General features: G+C 70.3%; 17 protein-coding genes. 4 read left to right on the forward strand and 13 right to left on the reverse strand.

What is annotated here, in order from left to right; genetic code table 11:
* Positions 1-292: 292 nt before the first annotated feature.
* Positions 293-1,291, reverse strand: coding sequence for a YlbL family protein (locus J4H86_RS10125; RefSeq protein ID WP_236543969.1), 999 nt, complete (start codon positions 1,289-1,291; stop codon positions 293-295).
* Positions 1,292-1,383: 92 nt separating this feature from the next.
* Complete coding sequence (locus J4H86_RS10130; protein WP_236543257.1) at positions 1,384-1,839, reverse strand: molybdenum cofactor biosynthesis protein MoaE; 456 nt, start codon at positions 1,837-1,839, stop codon at positions 1,384-1,386.
* A gap of 376 nt (positions 1,840-2,215) precedes the next feature.
* Between J4H86_RS10130 and J4H86_RS10135 the strand changes: the two genes are divergently transcribed.
* On the forward strand, positions 2,216-3,619 hold the full coding sequence (locus tag J4H86_RS10135; protein ID WP_236543258.1) for a zinc-dependent metalloprotease: 1,404 nt from the start codon (positions 2,216-2,218) through the stop codon (positions 3,617-3,619).
* Positions 3,620-3,688: 69 nt separating this feature from the next.
* Here the strand turns inward: J4H86_RS10135 and J4H86_RS10140 are convergent, their stop codons facing one another.
* From J4H86_RS10140 to J4H86_RS10160, 5 genes are all read right to left on the reverse strand, one after another.
* Positions 3,689-4,234, reverse strand: coding sequence for a M48 metallopeptidase family protein (locus J4H86_RS10140; RefSeq protein ID WP_236543259.1), 546 nt, complete (start codon positions 4,232-4,234; stop codon positions 3,689-3,691).
* A gap of 269 nt (positions 4,235-4,503) precedes the next feature.
* Positions 4,504-4,782, reverse strand: a complete 279-nt coding sequence (locus J4H86_RS10145; RefSeq protein ID WP_236543260.1) for a WhiB family transcriptional regulator — start codon at positions 4,780-4,782, stop codon at positions 4,504-4,506.
* Positions 4,783-4,963: 181 nt separating this feature from the next.
* Positions 4,964-5,242: a hypothetical protein gene (locus J4H86_RS10150; RefSeq protein WP_236543261.1), complete on the reverse strand. Its 279-nt coding sequence runs from the start codon at positions 5,240-5,242 to the stop codon at positions 4,964-4,966.
* Positions 5,243-5,602: 360 nt separating this feature from the next.
* The gene (locus tag J4H86_RS10155) at positions 5,603-6,478 is read right to left on the reverse strand and encodes an acyl-CoA thioesterase (protein ID WP_236543262.1); all 876 of its coding nucleotides are present in this window, start codon (positions 6,476-6,478) and stop codon (positions 5,603-5,605) included.
* Positions 6,479-6,515: 37 nt separating this feature from the next.
* Complete coding sequence (locus J4H86_RS10160) at positions 6,516-8,561, reverse strand: ATP-dependent DNA helicase UvrD2 (protein WP_236543263.1); 2,046 nt, start codon at positions 8,559-8,561, stop codon at positions 6,516-6,518.
* A gap of 211 nt (positions 8,562-8,772) precedes the next feature.
* On the opposite strand from J4H86_RS10160, the gene J4H86_RS10165 reads away from it, so the two are divergent.
* The gene (locus J4H86_RS10165; RefSeq protein ID WP_236543264.1) at positions 8,773-9,024 is read left to right on the forward strand and encodes a mycoredoxin; all 252 of its coding nucleotides are present in this window, start codon (positions 8,773-8,775) and stop codon (positions 9,022-9,024) included.
* Positions 9,025-9,049: 25 nt separating this feature from the next.
* The gene (locus J4H86_RS10170) at positions 9,050-9,517 is read left to right on the forward strand and encodes an ANTAR domain-containing protein (protein WP_236543265.1); all 468 of its coding nucleotides are present in this window, start codon (positions 9,050-9,052) and stop codon (positions 9,515-9,517) included.
* A gap of 4 nt (positions 9,518-9,521) precedes the next feature.
* Here the strand turns inward: J4H86_RS10170 and nudC are convergent, their stop codons facing one another.
* Positions 9,522-10,505 carry an NAD(+) diphosphatase gene (gene nudC / locus J4H86_RS10175; RefSeq protein ID WP_236543266.1) on the reverse strand — a complete coding sequence of 328 codons (984 nt, stop codon included), beginning with the start codon at positions 10,503-10,505 and terminating at the stop codon, positions 9,522-9,524.
* A gap of 116 nt (positions 10,506-10,621) precedes the next feature.
* On the reverse strand, positions 10,622-11,668 hold the full coding sequence (locus tag J4H86_RS10180) for a serine hydrolase domain-containing protein (protein ID WP_236543267.1): 1,047 nt from the start codon (positions 11,666-11,668) through the stop codon (positions 10,622-10,624).
* Between the two features lie 72 nt (positions 11,669-11,740).
* On the opposite strand from J4H86_RS10180, the gene J4H86_RS10185 reads away from it, so the two are divergent.
* Positions 11,741-12,289: a PadR family transcriptional regulator gene (locus tag J4H86_RS10185; RefSeq protein ID WP_236543268.1), complete on the forward strand. Its 549-nt coding sequence runs from the start codon at positions 11,741-11,743 to the stop codon at positions 12,287-12,289.
* Positions 12,290-12,934: 645 nt separating this feature from the next.
* Here the strand turns inward: J4H86_RS10185 and J4H86_RS10190 are convergent.
* The 4 genes from J4H86_RS10190 to J4H86_RS10205 form a co-directional block, all read right to left on the reverse strand.
* Complete coding sequence (locus J4H86_RS10190; RefSeq protein WP_236543970.1) at positions 12,935-16,378, reverse strand: ATP-dependent helicase; 3,444 nt, start codon at positions 16,376-16,378, stop codon at positions 12,935-12,937.
* A gap of 1,147 nt (positions 16,379-17,525) precedes the next feature.
* Positions 17,526-20,681, reverse strand: a complete 3,156-nt coding sequence (locus J4H86_RS10195) for an ATP-dependent helicase (protein WP_236543269.1) — start codon at positions 20,679-20,681, stop codon at positions 17,526-17,528.
* Between the two features lie 250 nt (positions 20,682-20,931).
* Positions 20,932-21,246 carry an MGMT family protein gene (locus J4H86_RS10200; RefSeq protein WP_236543270.1) on the reverse strand — a complete coding sequence of 105 codons (315 nt, stop codon included), beginning with the start codon at positions 21,244-21,246 and terminating at the stop codon, positions 20,932-20,934.
* A gap of 21 nt (positions 21,247-21,267) precedes the next feature.
* Positions 21,268-21,645 (reverse strand): hypothetical protein, encoded by a 378-nt coding sequence (locus J4H86_RS10205; protein ID WP_236543271.1) that lies wholly within the window; start codon positions 21,643-21,645, stop codon positions 21,268-21,270.
* Positions 21,646-21,676: the final 31 nt, after the last annotated feature.

The following is a 21,676-nucleotide window of genomic DNA, read 5'->3' on the forward strand; positions in this document are numbered from 1 at the left end:
CGTCGATTCGTGTTCGCGCTCGGCGCTCCGGGTCTTGCGAAGCTCACGCCTCCCCCTTGAGATAGCTCTAACTCGGGTATGGGTGTATGGATCCTGGGCGTCCGAGGGAACGTCGCACCAGAAACGGGCCCACACGTGGGGCCTTCACGTTGGCAACTTATCCGGAAGCCGTTCAGTTCCCGAAATGCCGCGCGGTGCCAAGTTGTTATCGGGAGGTTGCTCTCGCGGTGGCACCACTCCCGCGCGCCCTATTCTGCCTGCCCCCAGCCGGGCGCCCGTACCACCCCGCGACTCACTGGCACGTGGGCAGCGCGTCGGTGTCGCCGTCGTCGCGGATGACGTCGAGGGTGGACGTCGCCTCGTCGAGGGTCTCGACGGGGACGACCCGGATGTCCTGCGCGGCCGACTCCAGGGTTTGGGAACAGCTCTCCGCGGCGACGAGGAAGTACTCCGCTCCCTGCCGCTCGGCGCTCACCATCTTCTGGGCGACTCCGCTCACGCCCCCGACGTCCCCCTGGGGAGTGATGGTCCCGGTTCCGGCGACGTAGTGGTCGCCGGTGATGCTCTCCTCGCTGAGTCGGTCGATGATGCCCAGCGAGAACATCATTCCGGCACTGGGGCCCCCGATTTCGCCGACGCTGATGTCGACGTCGAACGGGAACTCCATGTCGCTGTCGATGAGGATGCCGATGACCGCGTTGCCCTCACCGTCGTCGACGGTGGGAACGGACAGGTCCTCGGTCTCGCCGTCCCGCTTGACGGTGATCTCGACGGAGTCACCGGGCTCCCGGTCCCTGATCCGCTGCGCGGCGTCGTCCTGGCCCTCGACGGGGTCGCCGTCGACCTCCGTCAGTACGTCCTCCGGTTCGAGCACGCCGTGGGCCGGCATGTCGTCGGGAACGTCGCGGACGACGGGAACCTCGGAGTAGTCGATGTCCAGGTGGCTCAGCGCCGCGGCGACGGCCAGCTTCTGGGAGCTGTCCATCATCAGCGTCTGGTCCTCGCTGACCTCCTCGACCGTGCGTCCGGGAGGGAACACGGCCTCCTCGGGGAGGACGGCGCTCGTGGGAGCGATCCAACCACTGAGGGCGGTCAGTAGGTCGATCCTGTGGTTGGGGCCGCCGACGTACTGGACGGTGACCATCGCCAGGCCGCCCTCGTCGTGCTGGAAGCTCTCTCGCCCGTCGACCTGGATGATGGGCTCGTCGTCGTGGTCGCCCAGGGTGTTCAGGGCGACTCCCGGGGAAGCCACGAGGTAGGGCACCGGCATCCGGAAGAGGGCGACGCCCATGGCTATGAGGATCACGCACGCGACGATGAGGGTGATCCAGCGACGCCACGGCACCTCGTCACGCCGCACTGACTCGTCGGTGAGGTCGGGAATCAAGGAGTGCCCACCCACTCCTCGGCACCGTCGACGAACCGCTGGTTCTTCCAGATCGGCACGCCGGCCTTGATGTCGTCGATCATGCGACGGCACACGGTGAAGGCGACGTCCCGATGCGCCGCGGCCGCGGCGACGACGACGGCCGCGTCACCGATCTTCAGGTCACCGACGCGGTGCACGGCGGCGACGCGATACACCGCGCCGCGTCCACCGGGGCCCTCGGTTCCCTTGGCGCTGTCGGTCAGGATCTCGCGCAGGACGTCCCGGAGTCGGTCCTCCGCCGTTGGATGCGCGGAGTACGACAGGTCGGTCACGCCCCGATCGTCGTCGTGATCTCGCACCGTGCCGATGAAGAAGGCCGTGCCACCAGCCCGGTCGTCGCGGACGGCGTGGAGGACCTCATCCACCGACAACGGGGTTTCGCGCAGCTCAGCAAGCATTATCGCGTCCACCCGTTGACCGTATCAACTCCCCGGCTTCAACGCCCGTTACGGATATGCCGGACGTGGGCCGCACGCTGCGATCCCTCGCGTCCGACCAGGGGCCCGTTGAAAGCGCGTGGGGGCCCAGCACCCCGGAACGCGACCTGGACACATGAGGACAGTCGGGACGGTCCGGATCCCAAGACCACGGGGGCTTGGCGGCCCTCGCTGTCGCTGCTCAGGCACTGGCCCACCGCCGGTGTCGCGGGCGTCACCGCGGGGACACCTGGGATGTGCTTTGGGCGAACCGGAGCCAGATTCGGTGTTCACCTCGAGGTATGGCGGCTAACGTGGCAGGCACGGACACGTTTGAAAACACTGCTGCCTAGCTGCCCGAGGTCGAATCGTGAGTGACCTACCCTTTGGTTTCAGCATGCCGAACGATCCCGACGACGAGTCGCGGCGGGGGTCCGGCGACTCCGGCAGCGGTTCGGGCAACTCCCCGGGCTCCTCCGGTGGGGATTTCCCGTTCGGCGACCCACAACAGATGGCGCAGATGTTGCGCCAATTCGCGGACATGATGTCCCAGGCGTCGACGCCCGCCCCCGGTGGCGGCGGCGACACCACCGTCAACTGGGACATGGCCAAGAACATCGCCCGGCACACCGTCGCCGAGGGGGGCAAGGACCCCAGTGTCACGGCTGGTGAGTACGCCCACGTCCAGGAGGCGCTGCGCCTCGCGGACCTGTGGCTGGACCAGGCCACCTCCCTTCCCTCCGGGCTCACCTCCATGGAGGGGTGGAGCCGTTCGGAGTGGGTCGAGAAGACGATGCCGAGCTGGACCGAGCTGTGCGAACCGCTCACCGGCCGCATCGTGGAGTCGATGAACGCCAACCTTCCCGAGGAGATGCGCTCCATGGCGGGCCCTCTGGTGGGGATGCTGCGCCAGATGGGTGGGATGCTCGTCGGTCAACAGGCGGGCCAGGCCATCGGTGAACTCGCCAAGGAGGTCCTCGGCTCCACCGACGTGGGGATCCCGTTGGGTGGCGAGGGGCGCGGTGCCCTGATCCCGATGAGCGTGGCGCAGTTCGGTGAGGGGCTGGGTGTCAGCGAGGAGGAGGTACGCCTGTACCTCGCCGCCCGCGAAGCGGCACACCACCGCCTGTTCGTCCACGCGCCGTGGCTGCGCGCCCACGTGACCAGCCTGATCGAGGAGTACGCGCGCGGCGTGTCCTTCGACATGAGCGGGCTGGAGGAGAAGCTGGGCCAGGTCGACCTCAACGACCCGCAGGCCATGCAGGAGGCGCTGGCCGGAGGCGAGGGGCTGTTCCAACCCCAGGAGACCCCGCAGCAGAAGGCGTCACTCGCCCGGTTGGAGACCGCGGTCGCGCTCATCGAGGGGTGGGTGTCGGTCGTCGTCGACGCCGCCGTCGAGGAGCGACTCCCCCAGTCCGCGGCGCTCGCCGAGGCGATCCGGCGCCGACGGGCCACGGGCGGGCCGGCCGAGCGGACCTTCGCCACACTGGTGGGTCTCGAACTGCGTCCGCGCCGCCTGCGGGACGCGGCCGCGCTGTGGCGGGCGGTCACCGACGCCCGAGGCATCGAGGGCCGTGACCACCTGTGGGAGCACCCGGACCTCCTTCCCGACGCCGAGGCCCTGGACGACCCGGACGCGTTCATTCGCGGCCGTGCCGACGCCGACGAGTTCGACCTCACCGAGCTGACCGGAGAGGCGGACGGCGACTCCACGGGCGCCCAGGACGATGGCGAGGACGGAGCCGACGGCGGCACGGAGGGTCGGACCTCCTAGTCCACCGCTTCCGCGCCCCACATGGTCCACCGACGTGTGTGGGGCGCCGGGACCGTCCCCCCGCGTTCTCTATTCGAGGGGTTCCGTGGTGTCGACGCGGGTCGACGTGGCGTCGAGGCGGGGGGCCTCGTGCACCCCCTCGAGGTAACCGCGGGCACGCTCGGTCTTCGGGTAGCGGTTGACCAGCGCCCAGAAGTCGGGGCCGTGGCCGGGGATGATCAGATGCGCGAGCTCGTGGACGATGACGTAGTCGATCACCCACTGGGGCATGCCGATCAGCCGGCGTGAAAGCCGGATGGAGCCGTCGGCCGGCGTGCATGAGCCCCAGCGCGTGTTCTGGTTGTCGACCCACCGGACGCTCCGTGGCTCCATCCGCCCGTCGAGGTACCGCGCCGCGAGGTCCCTGGCGCGCCGTTGGAGCGCGGTGTCGGTGGGTTGGCGCCGACGCTCCCGCGCGTCCAGACGCCGAAGCATGCGCTCGACCCAGATCTTCTCCTGCGTCGCGGAGAAGCTGGCCGGCAGTAGGACGACGGTCTTCGATCCCTCGCGGTAGGCGGACACGGTGCGCCGCCGCCGGGAGCTCCGGCGCACCTCTACCTCCGGCTGCGGTGGCACGAAGTTCACGGTAGCCCAGAGTGGAGATTTTCCACAGGGGGCGGTGGGGTGGCCCACCGCCCCCGCTGGTCAGGAAGGTGTGATTCGGTCGCGTCTCCGACGGTTTCGTGTCCCGTCCCTAACTCGGGTCCTGGACCGCGGAGACTCCGTGAGACCGTTCTGAGCGCGACGAGCCTGCTCATGGCTCGGCTCGATCCGGCTTTCCACCTCGACCACGTATTCAAACAACATCGACAGCATGGGATTCTCTCTCGTTCTCTCTCGAAGGGTCAGGCGGCGATCGGCTGCTCGTCCTTGCGGGGGCGACCGCGGGGCCGCTTGCGGGCGACGATCTTCCCGGCGATGAAAAGCTGACCGCCCCACACGCCGTGCGGCTCCCGCCGCTCGACGGCGCCGGACAGGCACTGCTCCTTCACCGGACAGTCGGCACACAGCGCCTTGGCCGACTCGATGTCCGACGGGGACTCAGCGAAGAAAAGGTCCGGCCGCGAACGGCAGGGGATCTCCTCTTCCCCCAGCCATGAACTCTCCAGAACCGACGCAAGCATCGGTTTCCTCCCTGGTTACGGTGTGATCACGCGGGTTGGCGACAGGGACTGCCGGACGGTGTTGATCCGGCGGTGGGGGCCGTGAACCGGTGATCCCACGAGTCCGCACCCAGGTGGGAGGGCTATCGAGAGATAGGAAACGCGGCCCCTCTACGACGGGGCCGCGGTCGACGGAGGGCGGTCAGCCGATAGGAGCTGACTGCTTCCGGGAACGCTGCCCCGCGACGCGCTCTAGGCGTTCGAGGGCGAGCAATGGGGTCTCTGCGACCGTCAGAATCTGCGTATCGTCGAGCCGTCCCCAGCCACACACGTGGGTGGGAAGATCGGATGCCGCAAATCCATAGCCGGCGGAGTCTCCTCTGTGGGACACCCGCGCGTGGTCGGACGCGCCGACGAGGGCGTGGTCGACCAGGCTCAGGTTGGCGACGGTCGTGTGCAGAGGCATTAGCTTCGTCTTCACAGGACCCACCTCCTTCTCCTTCGACTCACACCCGCGGGAATCTCCGCGCCGGGGTTAACAACGCTTCTACGTTAGACACTTCCGCGCAGGGCGGCAACATATTTTTGACCTGCGACGACGAGAAAATCGGGGCCGAATCCCGCTAGTTGCGGCGGAGCCGCTGGCCGCATGATTCTCCGGCGGCGCAGCCGCCAAACAAACAGAGTCCGCTCATCACGGCCGAGCCACTGGTCGCGGGATTCTCCGGCGGCGCAGCCGCCCAACAAACAGAACCCACTCGTCGCGGCCGTCCCGGGACGGCGGACCGCCCTGAGACACGGCCGGCGACCGACGGTGGGATGGTCTCCCGGGTACGGGGCGCTACGAGTCGGTCTGGGGTACCCGGACCAATCCTTCTTGCACCACGGAGCAGACGAGCTCTCCCTCGCGGGTGTAGACGAGGCCGCGGGCGAGCCCGAGTCCGTTGCTGGCACTGGGGCTCTCCTGGTCGTAGAGGAGCCAGTCGTCGGTGCGGAAGGGACGGTGGAACCACATGGCGTGGTCCAGGCTGGCCATGAACGTGCCTTCGAGCCCACGGCCGTGTGCGAGGAGTACGGAGTCCAACAGGGTCATATCGGAGGCGTAGGTCATCAGACACACGTGCAGCAGCGGGTCGTCGGGGACGTCTCCGTCGACTTTCAGCCACACCCGGTTGCTTCTCGTTCGCAAGTCGGGGTCACGTTGGGCCTCGAAGGAGAGGGCACCGACCGGTTTCAGCTCGAACGGGTGCCAGTCGTAGAACGCGGGTGTGGCACCGAAGAGTGCCCGCATCCGCTCCTTGGCGGTGCGTAGCTCCTCGGGTGCGGCGACGTCCGGCATGGGTTCGGCGTGGCTCAGCCCTGGTTCCTCGCCGTGGAACGAGGCGGACAGGGTGAAGATGGCCTTGCCGTGCTGGATGGCGACGACCCGGCGCGTGGAGAAGGACCGGCCGTCGCGGACCCGGTCGACCTCGTAGACGATCGGGACCGTGGGGTCGCCGGGGCGGATGAAGTAGGCGTGCAGGGAGTGCACCGGACGCCCCTCGGGGACGGTTCTTCCGGCGGCGACCAGGGCCTGGCCGGCGACCTGTCCGCCGAAGACGCGCTGAGGTCCGACGTCGGGGCTGCGGCCGCGGAAGATGTTCACCTCGATCGGTTCGAGGTCGAGAATGTCCAGCAACTGTGTCAGTGACTGGCCCTCGTCGGTCGCGTCCGTCATTGGTCCCCTCCGCCTGCCTTGTGCGCTGTCGCCCCGGTCACGGGCTCTCTCCCGCGCACAGTGCCAGCACGGCCTCGCCGTAGCGTTCGAGTTTGACCGATCCCACCCCGGAGATCCGCGCCAGGCCACGGGCGTCGGTGGGCACCTGCTCCGCGACCGCCTGCAACGTGGCGTCGGTGAACACCACGTAGGCGGGGACCTTCTGCTCCTCGGCGACGTCGCGGCGCCACGCTTTGAGGCGTTCCAGGAGGGCTTCGTCGTAGCTGGAGGGGCAGTCGGTGCAGCGGCCCAGTTTGCGTTCGGCCGCCGCGATGAGGCGTGCGCCGCAGACCCGGCAGTCGACCTGTCGGGCTCCGCCCCGCCTCTCCGGCGTCTTCTTGGCGGTGTTGGGGCGCGCCCCGTCCAGGAACGGGCTGGGCTTGCGGGAGCGCCGTCCGCCGGGGGAACGAGAGAGGGCCCAGGACAGTGAGAGGTATTCCCGCGCCCTCGTGACCCCGACGTAGGTGAGTCGCCGTTCCTCCTCCACTTGGTCGGGGGTCTTGGCGTGCACGATCGGGAGCGTGCCGTCGACCACACCGACGAGGAACACCGCGTCCCACTCCAGGCCCTTCGCCGAGTGCAGCGACGCGAGGGTGACTCCCTCGAACTCCGGAGCGTGCTCGGTGCTGACACGCGCCTCGAGTTCCTGCACGAAGTCCGCCATCGTGGCGTCGGGCCGCGCGGTGGCCATGTCCTCGGCGAGCTGCGCGAGGGCGGCGAGCGACTCCCACCGTTCCCGGGCTTGGCCACCGGACGGCGGGGTGTCGCTCAGGCCCATCGGGGCGAGCAGGTGGCGCACGGTGGTGACGAGTGGGTCGGTGGTGGCGCCCAGGCGCGCGCCACGCAGGGTGTGCACGGCTTGGCGGATCTCGGGCCGTTCGAAGAACCGTGCCGCGCCACGCAGCACGTAGGGGATCTCCGCGTCGGCAAGAGCCTGTTCGTAGGTCGCGGACTGGGCGTTGACCCGGTACAGGACCGCGATCTCGCGGGCGGGGGTGCCGGAGGCGATGAGCGCCGCGATACCGCGCGCGACTCCCGCGGCCTCCGCTGGTTCGTCGTCGTACTCCTGGAACACGGGGTCGGGGCCGGTGGGTCGCTGGGCCTGGAGCTCGAGACGGTGGCGGGCCGCGTCACCCTTCGCCTGGGCCAGGACCGCGTTCGCCAGGCCGACGACCTGTGGGGTGGAACGGTAGTCGCGCACCAGGCGCACCACGCTGGCGTGGGGGAAGGCCGCGGAGAAGCCGGTCAGGTAGCTGGCGGTCGCGCCGGTGAAGGAGTAGATGGTCTGGCTGGGGTCTCCGACGACGCACACGTCGTCCCGGTCACCGAGCCACGCGTCGAGCACGAGCTGTTGGAGGGGGTTGACGTCCTGGTACTCGTCGACGACGAAGTAGCGGTACTGGGAGCGGACGCGTTCGGCCACCTGCCTGTTGTCGACCAGCATGGCGGCGGTGAGTTCGAGGACGGACTCGAAGTCCAGCAGGTTGCGTTCCCGGCGCAGTTCCTCATAGGCGTCGTAGACGCGCGCGACGTCACGCGGCGGGTTGGAGGTCTCCCGCGCGGCCTTGGCGGCCGCGGCCTCGTAGTCCTCGGGACGGGTCTGGGTCGACTTGGCCCACTCGATCTCCCCGGCGAGGTCACGCAGCTCTCCGCGGCCTGGGGTGAGACCACATCCGCGGGCGACCTCGGCCACCGCCTGGAGTTTGCTCTCGATCAGGGTGGGGGGCGGACCACCGACCACCTGTGGCCAGAAGTAGGACAGTTGACGCAGCGCGGCGGAGTGGAACGTCCGCGCTTGGACGCGCGGTGCCCCCAACTGCCGCAGCCGGCCGCGCATCTCCCCCGCGGCGCGGGTCGTGAACGTCACGGCGAGGATCTGCTGTTCGTTGACGACCCCGCTCGCGACCGCGTAGGCGATGCGGTGGGTGATGGCTCGCGTCTTGCCGGTCCCCGCGCCGGCGAGGACACAGACGGGACCTCGTACCGCGCGGGCGACCTCAAGTTGTTCCGGGTCGAGCCCTTCGAGGATGCGATCGGCGTGCACCACTTCTCCCCTCTACTGAACCCGGCCCACAACGGACTCTCTAGTCTCCCAAATCCCCACGACACTCGGCACGCGCACCACCAGTCCGTTCTTCCTGGAACCGCGACCCTGGGTCGAACGTCATAGGAGGCGGACATGGGAAAGGGAAGGAGATGTCGGCGTCAGGTGTTGGCAATGGATGGTCATGTCATCCCAGCAGAGAGGACCACTGATGACGTCCACACCGGAGATCATCATGTACACCACACCGTGGTGTGGATTCTGCCGACGGCTGAAGAGCCAGCTCGCCCGCGAGGGTGTGGAACTCACCGAGGTCGACATCGAACAGGATCCGACGGCGGCAGAGACCGTCATGCGTCTCAACGGCGGGAACCAGACGGTACCGACGGTGGTCTTCCCCGACGGGACGGCGATGACGAATCCGCCGGCCGCGAAGATCCTGGAGAAGATCGCCGGCAATTGAGCATGGGAAGAGGGGCAGGGGAGCATTGGGCGCGGACGCCACCGGCACGGGGTCTGATTCACCGGACGCCGATCCACAATGGATCCACCGCACGGCGACCGGTTGGCGGGTCGCGAGTGAGGAAGTTCCCGATCTCCTCAACGCGATCGTCCTCGCTGACCTCCTGCACAACGAACGGGGGGACGGTCGTGTTCGGCGCGACCTCCCGCCGCGTTCGACGCCGAACCAGTCAGAGGTCGAGCGGTTGCGGACCACGGTCAGTCAGCTCGAACACGCGCTGCAGACGCGCGTCGCGGTGGAGCAGGCCATCGGGGTGTTGGCGGAACGTCACAAGGTGACGCCACGCGCCGCCTTCGATGAACTCCGCCACGCCGCGCGTTGTCGGGGCCGCAAGGTCGCGGAGCTCGCGGTGAACGTCGTGCGCAGTTGTGACAGCCCCCTCGTCGCCCTGCCCCGGGAACTGGCGCGGGATGGCTCCGTCGTGGAGAGCTAGCGGGTCACCAGTCGCCCGAGAGCCGCGCGCCGTTCCAGTGCTCGATGAGCTTGCGTGCGATGGACACCGATCCCGGGAGGAGCACCTCGCCCGAGAGGGTGGCTTCACGGAGTTCCTTCCGGGAGAACCAACGGATCTGGTTGATCTCCTCGTGGTCGGTGCGTGGGGCGTCGCCCACCGCGCGGGCCGTGTAGCCCAGCATCAGGCTGCGTGGAAAGGGCCAGGGCTGGGACCCCAGGTAGGTGGGTTCGGTCACGGCGACGCCCACCTCCTCGGCGACCTCCCGCACGACGGCCTGCTCCAGGGACTCCCCTGCCTCGACGAACCCCGCGAGGATCGAGTAGCGCCGCCCGTCCGGCCACTGGGCGTTGTGCGCGAGCAGACACTTCTCCTCTCCGTCGCGGTCGCCGTGTACGAGCATGATCACGGCGGGGTCGGTGCGGGGGAAGTGCTCGATTCCTTCCTGGAGGCAGACCCGGATGTGGCCCCCGGCGCGCGGTTTGGTGGGTGCGCCGCAGGTCGGGCAGAAGCGGTGTGTAAGGTGCCAGTTGGCCAGGGACACCGCGTGGGTGAGGAGTCCGCTGTCCCGAGCGCCGAGCAGTGCCCCGACGTCGCGCAGCGACCGGAGCTCGGCGTCCGCTCCGTCGTCGACGGGCAGGTGCCCCGGCGCGCGGACCGCGAAGTAGGCGTGGCCCACCTCGTCGACGCCCAGGAAGTAGCGCTCACCGTCGGGCGAGGCGTCGGAGGCGACGAAGACCAGCTCGGCGTCCTCTTCGGTGAAGCGCACCAGCGCCCGGGACTGCTTCGCCCGCAACGCCTGGTAGCCGGTCTGTGACGTTCCCTCTCCGCTCCGCAAGACGAGGACGCGTGTCCGCGGGTCTCGCCACGCCCGCTCCAACCACTCCTTGTCCCGACGATGGTGGGCCGCGGTGTCCACGCCGCCCCTGGACAGTGCGGGAACGATCCCGGCCCCTTCGAGAATGCTCACCCCGCGAGACTAACCCCCGGCACTGGTCCGGCGCATATCCCGGCCGGAAACGGTGACGCTTCTCCACCGGGGGCGCAGGTGTGGGAAGGGTGTGGGGGCCGGCGCGTAGGGGGCGTTCAGGAGAGTCGGTGGATGCGGCGGGCGATGCGGATGTGGGTGTTGAAACTGCGGGCCATCTCCCGTGACCCGTGGAAGTTCAGCACCACGTGGGCGTCCTGTTCGGGGTAGTAGAACATGTGGACGGCGAAGTAGCCGATCCCCCCGACGGGGCTGGGCAAACTCCGGAGGAGCGGCAGGAACTCGCCGAACCGGATCGTGGCCGTTCCCGCGCCGTAGTGGATGCCGAGGCGCATGCGGTTGCGTGGCGGCAGCATGTGGTCGAGGGCCGCGCGGGAGACGAGTTGTCCACCGTGGAACGCCTCCTGGAACCGGACGAAGTCCTCCGCCGGGCCGACGACGCCGCCACCGGCCCAGTCGAGGCTGAGGGCTCGGGCGCGGCTGAGCTCGTGTCGACCGATCCAGAAGGGCGCGACGTCGATGTCGTTGAGGTCGTCGGGCTGCTCGGTCGCGTCGTAGGGCGTGGAACTGCGGGTCATGCCGCTCGGTTCGAACACCCGGCTACGGAGCAGGTCCGCCAGTCTCTCCCCCGTGGCCTCCTCCGCGATTCGTCCCATCAGCACGTAGACGGTGTCGCTGTAGTGGAAGCGTTGCCCCGGTCTGCCGATGGCGGGGAGGCGCCGGGCCTCGTCGAGGAGGTCGCTGGGCGTCCACAGGCGGTCGCGGTTGCTGGCGATGGACGCGGGTGACATGGGGGTGTCGCCGTGGTGCGGTTCGAAGAAGTCGGGCAGGCCACTGGTGTGGGTGAGCAGGTGGTCGACCGTGACGTCCGTGGCGATGTCGACGCCGGGGGCGGCGGGGAGCCCCGCGAGGTCCTTCGCGGGCAGCAGCCGGCCGATCGGGGTGGTGAACTCCAGTTGGCCGCGGTCGAACAGGCCGGCGATGAGCGTTGCCGTCATCACCTTGCCGACGCTGGCGGCGTGGAAGGGCTGCTCCAGGTCCCCGAACTCGAACTCCCAGCCCGGCGCCCGGATCAGCACCTGTGGCGGCGGCATGTCGCCGCGGCGCGCGCTGATGCGCTCCAGCGACCGCCGCAGCGTATCCACTGACCTTCGCTCCAAAACTCTCATAGATATATATCTATAGGACATATCTAAGGGAGTCAATAGACTGGGTTCATGGCGAACGTGATCCTGGGTCTGCTGCTGATCCGACAGATGAGCCTCTACGACCTGGTGAAGGGATTCGAGTCCGGGGTGTCGCTCTTCTACAGCGCGAGCACCGGAAGCATCAAGCGCGCGCTGGACACCCTGCTCACCAGGGGACTCGTCGAGGTCGCGAGTGTGGAGCCCGGGGCGCGTGGCCGGAAGGTGTATCGACCCACCGACGCCGGACGCACGGAGTTCCAGGCGTGGATGCGCAGTGACCTCACCGGTTCCGACCTCGAGGCCGCCGTCCTGTCCCGCCTGTACTTCCTCGGTCTCCTCCCCGCCGAGGAACGGGCGCCCGCGCTCCGGAGGATCATCACCCGCGTCGAGGCGCACCTGTCCACACTCACCACCATCAAGACCCAGGCGGACTCCTCCACGGTTCCCGAGGAACTCCGGGACGTGGCCACCCACCAACTCGCGACCCTCGACTACGGCATCTCCTCGGACCGCTTCACCCTCGAGTGGTTCCGGGAACACCTCCGCCGCCTCGAGGCGTCGACCGCCACCGAGGACTAGGTTCTGTGTCGTGGTTGGGCGGTGGCGGTCGGGGTGATGCTGGCACGATCACCGCGGGACGCCCAGCGGCGTGATCCACAAACTCGTTACGGGCTGCCTGAGGTGTGACCTGACGAGCGCCACGGCTCTGGGAAGCCCACGGCCACTCCGGCGCTGGGCCAACGACGGCACCCCACCGCATTCGCCCACGTCCCGGACGCCATCCGCGCGCCACGCACCCGCCCCGAACGCCTCATCGGGGACAGGGCCCCCTCCTCCGCAGCGATGAGACGACTACCACGCGACCGCCGGATCGCCCGCATCATCTCCCGCGCACCGATCGGAACGCCCCGCGACGCCGCCAAAGCTCATACGGGGGACGCCCGCCCACCTCCGACCCACGGGCCTGCAAGCGCCGCGACCGCGCCGAACGCCGCGTCGACCGACTCACGCACGACAGAGCCGGAATCCTCCTGATCAGCGCATGACTCTGGCGCAACCACCACCCAAGAACACAACCTGGGACACATCGCGCCTCTCTGACGGACCCGTGGCTCCACTGGGTGGGGGCTGTCGACCCCGGTATGGCGGGTCGATGCGCACCCCCACCGGTTGGATGTGGCGTGATCCCGGTGGGGGTGGAGAAATCCCGATGGGGGGTGGGTTCTAGGGAGGCGGGAGGTCGTCGAGGAGGGCCGCCAGGGCTTCGGGGGTCAGGAGGTCGGCGGGGCGGATCGTCTGTTGGGTTCTCACGAAGTAGAACGCCGCGCCAACCCGGTCGAGGGGTACGTCCGCGAGCTCGGCCCACGCCGCGCGGTAGGCGGCGAGCTGGACCGCGGCGGCGTCGCGCTCCTCCTGGGTGGCCGGCGGGCGTCCGGTCTTCCAGTCGACGACGTCGTAGCGGTCGCCGTCGGCGAACACGGCGTCGATCCGGCCCCGCACCAGGTGGCCCGCGATCGGGGTCTCGAACGCGACCTCCACCGCGACCGGTGTGCGTTCGGCCCACTCGCCGGACTCGAAGTTCTCTCGCAGGCGGTCGAAGTCCTCGTCCGGAGCGAGCGCGTCGTCGGCGGCGCCGGGAAGCTCGTCCGGGCCCAGCAGAGCTCCCTGGCCGAAACGGCCCTCCAGCCAGGCGTGGAACGACGTTCCACGCCTGGTGTGGGGAGTGGGTGGGTGTGGCATCGGGCGCCTGATCTCCCGGGCGAGCGCGGCCGGATCCCGCCGGAGTCCGACCAGTGCCGAAACGGAGACGCGGCGCGGGAGCACCACGTCCGCCCCCGTGGAGTTCTGGGGTTCGGTGCGGTCCCGGTGTGCCAGCAACAGGTCCGTGTCGCGCTGCCAGGCTTCCGCGCGGCGCCGCTGCCACTCGGGAAGGTGGTGTGCGTCGGAGAGCTGCTCCAGCCAGCGTTCACCGACACCGTCGCGGGATTCGGCGAGCAGTCGGGCCGCGGCCACGCTGGCGTGGTACGACGCCGCCGCTCCCGTCACCGGGTCGGACTCGGGCTCGACCCCTTCCTCCTCGGGCTGGGATGAGGGCTCTTCGAACTCCATGTCTGGGCCGCCATCCAGGTCGTCCAGGGCGGGTGCGGCGTGTTCGAGGGGGGTGTCGGGCGCGGGCCACGGAACGGGGACGGGGTCACCGAGCCGTGGATTGCGTTCGTCCTCCTCCGGTGGCGCCGCCCACCGGGCGACGCGCCCCGCACCGCCCGCGCAGGCGGCCCGGACCTCCTCCAGGAACTCCGAGGGGCCCCGCGTCCGCTGCGCCTCACCCCACCAGTGCCCGGTACACAACAGGGTGTCGGCCGCACGGGTGAGCGCCACGTAGAAGAGACGGCGTTCTTCCAGCCGTTCTCGGGCGACGTTCGCCGCGTCGAGGTCCGCGATCGCGGCGGGATCCACGTCCTCCAGTGTCGGCAGCGCGGCGCGGTCCCCCCGCAGGGGAAACGGTAGCCGTCGTTCGTTCTTCAGCCAGTTGCTGGTGCGGACGGGTTTGGCCGGGAAGACCGGGGCGCTCGCTCCTCCGCAGAGCCCGGGGACGATCACCATCGACCACTGGAGCCCCTTGGCCCCGTGCACCGTCATGAGTTTCACCGTGTCCGAGGTCCCGACCCGGCCCCCCTCCAGGCCGTGCTCGTTGTCCTCCGCCGAGGACAGGTAGGCGAGAAACGCGCCCAGCCCCGGATCCTCGCTCGACCCGGAGAACCGCGCCGCGGCGTCGGCGAACGCGTCGAGGTCCGCGCGGGCCACGGTAGGGGCGACGCCGGGCCGGGCGGGGACCTCGATGTCCAGGCCGTGCAGTCGTTCCACCTCGCTGATGAGCTCGGTGAGGGCGTGCCCACCGAACCCGGTGAGTCCGCGCAGTTCGGCGGCGAGTTGGCCGATGCGTTCGAGGCCGCGGGCGGAGTAGCGCTCCGGGGGGCCGGGGTCGTGCAGGGCGTCCAGGAGGCTGCCGCGCTCGGCCGTGAGGTCCAGGAGCGTCTGCCGCAGTAGGTCGCCGGACACCTCCTGTTCCGGGGCCTCCGTGGTGAGGTCGCGCCGGCCCGACTCGGCCAGTTCCTTGGCCCGGGCGCCGAGGGCCACCAGGTCGCGGGGGCCGAGCCGCCATCGCCGGCCGGTGAGGAGACGCACGAGTTCGTTGCCCGCCGTCGGGTCGTGCAGGATCCGCAGTGTCGACACGACGTCCCGGACCTCCGGCACGGTCAGTAGTCCGCCCAGGCCCACCACCTCGACCGGGATACCCCGCCGCTCCAGGGCGCCGCGCAGGACAGGGAACAGGGAGCGCTTGCGGCAGAGCACGGCGACGTCGCCCGGGGTGAGGAGTGGTTCCTCCGGGCTGGCCGTGGAGGCGTCGAGCGCGGATCGGACCTGGTCACCGATCCAGTCCGCCTCCTCCAGGTCGGTCTCGAACAGTCCGCAGGCGATGGTGCCCTTGCCCCTGCGGTCCGGCCCGGGGTGGAGGATCGGCACCACGCCGGTCCCGCTGTCGTCCTCTCCCTCTCCCGCGATGTCGGCGCGCAGCGGGTCGGAGGCGACGGTCGCGACGTCGAGGATCCGCTCCCCGTTGCGGAAGCTGGTGGCGAGTTGGCGCACCGGGGCGGGCGTGCCGGGGCGCACGGGGAAATCGGTGGGGAAGCTCACCAGGTTCCCGGCACTCGCCCCTCGCCAACCGTAGATCGACTGGCAGGGGTCACCAACGGCGGTCACCGGATGGCCGTCGCCGAACAGCGACCGCAACAGGACGAGCTGGGCGTGACTGGTGTCCTGGTACTCATCCAGCAGGACGACGTGGAAACGGTCCCGCTCGCTGAGGCCGACCTCGGGATGTCGGGCGGCGATCCGCGCGGCCAGGGTGATCTGGTCGCCGTGGTCGAGCACCTCACGTGCCGCCTTCGCGGTGCGGTACCGCTCCACGAGGGGCAGGAGTTGTTCCCGCCGGGCCTGTCGATCCAGCATGTCCCGGACCGGTTTGGTCTGCTTCTTCAGGGCGGCGGCGCGGGTGCGGAGCCAGTTGCCGACCTCGCGGACGTCGTTGGGGTCGCTGAGATGTTCGGAGATCTCGCCACTGAGCTCCAGCACCGCTTTGGTGACGTCGGCCGGACCGTTGGTCACCGCGTCCATCTCCCCGTCGAACTCGCCGACGACCGTGCGGGCGAGCTGCCAGGAAACCGCCTCGGTGATGAGTCGAACCGAGGGCTCGACCCCCTCCCGCAGCGCGTGGTCCCCCACGATCTGCGTCGCGAACGAGTGGTAGGTGGACACGGTCGGCTCGCCGTCCAGTACCTCGGTGGGAACCGCGTCGGCCTCGCGGAGCGCGTCGAGTCGGTCGCGGACCCGGTCGGCGAGCTCGTTCGCGGCCTTGCGGGTGAAGGTCAGCCCCAGAACCCGCTCCGGTCGCACATATCCGTTGGCGACCAGCCACACCACCCGCGCCGCCATGGTCTCGCTCTTGCCCGACCCCGCCCCCGCGACCACGACACAGGGACTCAGTGGCGCGGCGATCACCGCCGCCTGCTCGGTCGTCGGCTCCGGCCGCCCGAGGAGCCGGGCCAGTTGTCCCGGAGTCCAGGTCTGGTCCGGCACCGGAGTCAGTCCCACCGCGCCAGGCGCCATCACGACCGACCCCCATCCTTGTTGTTGGCTCCGACACCCACGCGGCGGACAGCGGTCCTGCCCGCGAGGGGGCCGGCCGGCGACACCGCATACGCACCGGCTTCCGGTGTCCCCACCTCGGCCGTCGGCCCATGGGTCGTTCCAGACGCGCGGTGCGGACGACCGCCGTGGACGTCGACGACACGGTCCCGAAGACGGTCGGTGCGTCTCAGCACCGGCGACCACCGAACAGCCCACCGACCCGCCGCCGGTTCCTCGAGGAGCACCGGGCGTGGATCCGGCATCGACCCGACGCCCGACCGCTCCTGCGGCGCGGCGCGGCCTCCCGACACGTCACCGTTTCCCACCGGGACCGAGACGCGAGCCGTGAAGGCCGAGCGAAGGCCGGCCGACCGGCGGTCGAGGTCGTCAATGGTCCGCCCGCGCGGCGGGCCCGCCGCAACCACCCACCGGTCCAGGCCCGGCGGCCCCCAAGCCGTCCCACCGGCCGCGCCGTTCACACAACCGACCGGGACCTCCACAACGCGACACCGAACACGACCGGGCGACCCGACGCCCCGCCCCTCTTGCGGCGCCGCGCGACCTCCCGACAGGCAAGCGTTTCCCACCGGAACCACGATGCGAGCATTGGCGGCCGAGCGAAGCTCGGTCGACCGGCGGACAAGGTCCTCGGTGGACGCCCCGCGCGGCCGGCCCGCCGCAACCACCCACCGGTCCAGGCCCGGCGGCCCCCAAGCCGTTCCATCGGGACCACCGGCCGCGCCGTTCACACGACCGCCCGAGACTTCCACAACGCGACACCGAACATGACCGGGCGTCCCGACGCCCCGCCGCACTGTCCGCCTCACCCGGCCTACCGTCCCGGCGGAGGCGGGGTCGGGCCCAGAAAGCGTGACGGTGCGGGCACGAACACCGGCGACGAGTCCGCCCCGGGTCCGTCTGGGGTCACCTGTCGGCTGTGCGCCGGACGGGAGCCCCGGCACCCTCACGCGGCACTCGTCACGGTTGGACCGGTGCCCACGAATCCCGGTTGGGGTCACACCCGAGGGGTCGTTCCCACGGCCGGTGGCGTCATCGTCGTCTCCCCAGCGGGGGGCGCTCGCCTCGTCGTCCGTCGACCGTGCGGGACCGGCCGGAGGTGGTGTCGTCACACTCGACCTCCCTCGTCGTTCGCCGGACAACTGGACCGTACGGCGCAGGTGCGGCAGCCGGCGTTGGGGGTGGCGGTGAATGTGCCGCCGGCCATGCCGGTGGCGACGTGCCGGACCAGGCGGTCGGCCCATTGGGGTTCGGGGTCGTCGTTGAGCGGGTTCTGGCGTTGCTCCCGCACCTTCTTGGTGAGCGACGCCTTGCCGACGTGGACGAGTTCGGCGCCACCGGGTTCGGCGAGACCGAACTTGGAGAAGGCCGCGTTGAGGACCGCGAGTTGGTAGACACCCAGTTGTGGGTGCCGGTCGAGGTCGTCCGCCTTGGAGTTGCCGGTCTTGATGTCGACCACGACGGCGCGGCCTTGGTCGTCGCGCTCGAGTCGGTCCACCCGGCCGGTGATCTGGATGTCGCCGACGTCCACGCGGAACCCCTGTTCCCACGCCACCAGGTCACGCGGGTTGTTCTCGTGCCACTCGGTGAGCATCTCCACCATGCCCTCGGCCCGTGTTCTCTCCTTGCGGGCGAACCAGGGGGCTCCGAACTCCATTTCCACCCAGATCTCGTCCAACCGACGGTCGACCTCCTCCAAGGGGGTGCCCTCGGCGAGCAGCACGGCGACCGCGTGGATCACGCTGCCGATGCCGGCGGCGAGCTGCTCGGAGCCGGCGCGGGCGCCGACGGCCCCTTCCAGGAGCCAACGCAGGCGACACGTCGCGAACTGTTCCACCTGGGAGGGCGAGACGCGAATCCGCTCGTCGCCCACCGACAGCGGGCGGGCGTCGGAGAGAGGTGTCAGCGCGTACCACTCGGTGGGGTCGGCGCCCCGGACTCCCTCGGCGGCGAGGCGAGCCAGGTGGGCGGCGGCGGCGCGGCGGAGCGGTTCGGGACAGTCCTGGTCGGTGACGGCGGAGCGGAGTTCGGCGACGAGGGCCGCGAGGGACAGGGAGCGGCGGCCCGACGCCACCCGGTCGGGTTCGCCGAGGCCCATCTCGGTTAGGAACCGCGACGGCCGTTCCTCGGTGTCGGTCTCCCCTCCCCCGACCGCGGTGACGACGAGGCGACGCCGAGCCCGGGTGAGCGCGACGTAGAAGAGACGCCGTTCCTCGTCCAACAGTCGCGAGGCCACGGACGCGCCGGACGTGAGCTCCTGCCCCGACGCCAGGTCGACGAGGTGTTCCACCCCGAGCAGCGACCCCCGCAGCCGGGTGTCCGGCCAGTGGCCCTCCTGGACGCCGGCCACGCACACCAGGTCCCACTCCAGGCCCTTGGCCCGGTGAGCGGTGAGGACCCGCACGGCGGCCTCGCGCGGGGCGCGCTCGGCCAGGGTGTCGCCGGGGACCTCACGGGCCTCGATGTCGGCGAGGAACCCGGCGGGGGCCCCGGGGGGCAGCCGGTCGCAGTAGCGCCCGGCCGCGTCGAAGAGGGCGACGGCCGCGTCCAGGTCACGGTCCGCGGCGATGCCCCGGCGTCCGCCCGCCTGACTGGCCGCGAGCAGCCGGTCGGCGACACCGCTTCGCTCCCACACGGCCCAGAGGACGTCCTCGGCCGAACCTCCGGACGCGGTCCGCTCGCCCACCAGCCGCAGCAACTCCGCCACCGACTCCGCGGGTGCGCGGATCTCCTCGGCGATGAGCGTGAGGTCGCGGGCGTCGCGCAGCGCGTCGGCCAGGAGGACGGCGGCGCGGCGGGTTCCGCCGGTGTCCAGTTCGAGCTGACGCAGGGCACGCCCCAGGCGCCGCACGCGGAGCGGATCAGCGCCGCCGAAGGGACCACGCAGCAGTTCCTGCGCCGTGACCTCGTCCAACAGTTCCGGCCGGAGTCCGCACCTCAGCAGCAACAGCAGGGACCGGACCAAGGGCTCCTCCGACAGGAGCGTCTCGTCTCCGCTGACGGCCACCGGCACACCGGAGGCGCTCAGGGCGCGCCGGAGTGTGGGGATCTGCCGGGACGCGGAGCGCACGAGTACCGCCATGTCGGACCAGGGCACGCCGTCCATCAGGTGGGCGCGGCGGAGGGTGTCGGCGATGTACCCGGCCTCCTGGGCCGGACTGTCGGCGAGGACGACCTGGCAGTCCCCCAGGGGGGCGTCGGGCAACGACCCGAGGTCACGGTGGCTGTTGCCGGGGGCGCCGTCCGGACGCGGCGCCGCTGGCAGCCGACTCGCCACCGCTCTCGACGCCTCCAGCAGGGCGGGGCCGCTACGGCGACACGTGCGTAGCGCAACGACGGGCGCGGGGGCTCCGGTGGCCGGGTCGGGAAACCGGTGGGGGAACCGCAGTATGCCGCGCACGTCGGCCCCGCGGAAACCGTAGATGGACTGGTCCGGGTCGCCGACCACCACCAGCTCACGGCCGTCGCCGGCCAGGGCGCGCAGGAGCTCCTCCTGCGCGGGGTCGGTGTCCTGGTACTCGTCCACGAACACGATCTCGTGCGCCTCACGTTCCCGGGCCCGTACGTCCGGCTCGGCCAGCAGGTTGGCGGCGACGCGCACCAGCTCGGCGTAGTTGAGGGTGGGCACCGGAGCCACGTCGAACCGTCCGATGTAGCGGTCCAGGAAGTCGCCGGCGGCGATCCAGTCGTCCCGGTCATGGGCGTTCCCGTACTCGCGGAGTGCCTCGGCGTCCAGACCGCGCTCCTGGGCGCGCATCAGGAAGTCCCGTAGCTCCTCGGCGAAGCCGCGCGTCGCCAGTGCGGGACGGAGACGGTCCGGCCACTCCTTCGCCCCGTCGGCGAGCTCCCCGTCGAGCAGGTCACGGAACTCCACGAGCTGCTCGGGGCCGGACAACAGCCGAGGATGGGGCTCGCCGGACCGCTGGAACTCACGCCGGATGAGGGCGAATGCGTAGCTGTGGAAGGTCATCGCGAGGGGGGAGCGGGTGGTGCGTCGCAGACGCGCGCTGATGCGTTCCCGGAGCTCCTCGGCGGCCCGGCGGCTGAACGTGAGCACGAGGATCCGCTCGGGGCTGACGCCACGCACCTCGATGCGCTCGACGACGGACTCCACGAGAGTCGTGGTCTTTCCCGTTCCCGGGCCGGCGAGCACGAGCAGCGGGCCGGTCTTGTGGTCGACGACACGGCGCTGCTGATCGTCCAGGACCGGCGCACGGGTCTCAGGACGATCGTTTCGAACAAGACGGTACTGGGGACGGATCACGCGTCCCAGTTCACCAGAAATCCATGACCAACACGTGCCGCTTCCCCCTCAAGAGCGGAAATGCGGCGCAGCTCTCCCGGACTGTTACCGGGAGGCCGGCCTCGGTCGCCGTGCTGGGGGCAACGCGACGCGGAGCTGTCCTTCCGACCGTCGTCCTCGACCTCCCCGACTCACGCGGGTATCTCGGCGACGCGCCAGTTCTTGCCTACGGCCCGGTACATGCCCCAGGTCCGGGTACCCAGGTGGGAGGTCAGGCGCCGTCCCAGCGGGCGACGCGCATGTCGACTCGGCGCCGGTCGGGTCGCATGGGGGTTCCCTCGGCGGCGTAGTGGCTGGCGGCGCGAACCTGGTGTTGGGGCGGGAGGGACCCGTCGGCGCGGATGACCCGCCACCACGGAACACCACCGCCCCAGGTCGACATCACCGCGCCCACCTGTCGCGGCCCGCCCTCACCGAGATACTCCGCGACGTCCCCGTAGGACATCACGCGGCCGGAGGGGATCCGTTCCACGACGTCGAGCACACGCTCGGCGTAGTCACTGGGGAAGGCGTCCGGGGGCGGCACCGCGAAGGAGGGATTACGCGCCTACGCGGACGCGGCGACCGGACGGCGCTGCTCGGCCCGGCTCAGCGCCGCTCCGGCGAGTCCCATCAGCACGACGATCGCGCCGGTGACCCACTCGGTGAGGATCGCGGAGACGTTGCTGTACCCGAAGACCGACGGGATCGCGATGAGGATGAGGCCCAGCAGCACGTTGGACAGGGGCGCGATCGTCAGACCGGGTCGGGTCAGGGCCATGCAGGAGGCGAGGATGATCGTGCTCGCGACGAAGAGGACGGCCGCCGTACCAACGCCGAGAGGCATACCGCCAAGCGCTTCACCGAAGTCAGCGGTCCACATCCAACTGCACGTAGCCACCAGAGCGGCCACGATGGCGACCCACTCGACCAACTTGCGGAGCATTACCGCCTCTTCCTGCCTTAGTCACGTTCGT

It is taken from the genome of Spiractinospora alimapuensis, from assembly GCF_018437505.1.
Taxonomy (GTDB): Bacteria; Actinomycetota; Actinomycetes; order Streptosporangiales; family Streptosporangiaceae; genus Spiractinospora; species Spiractinospora alimapuensis.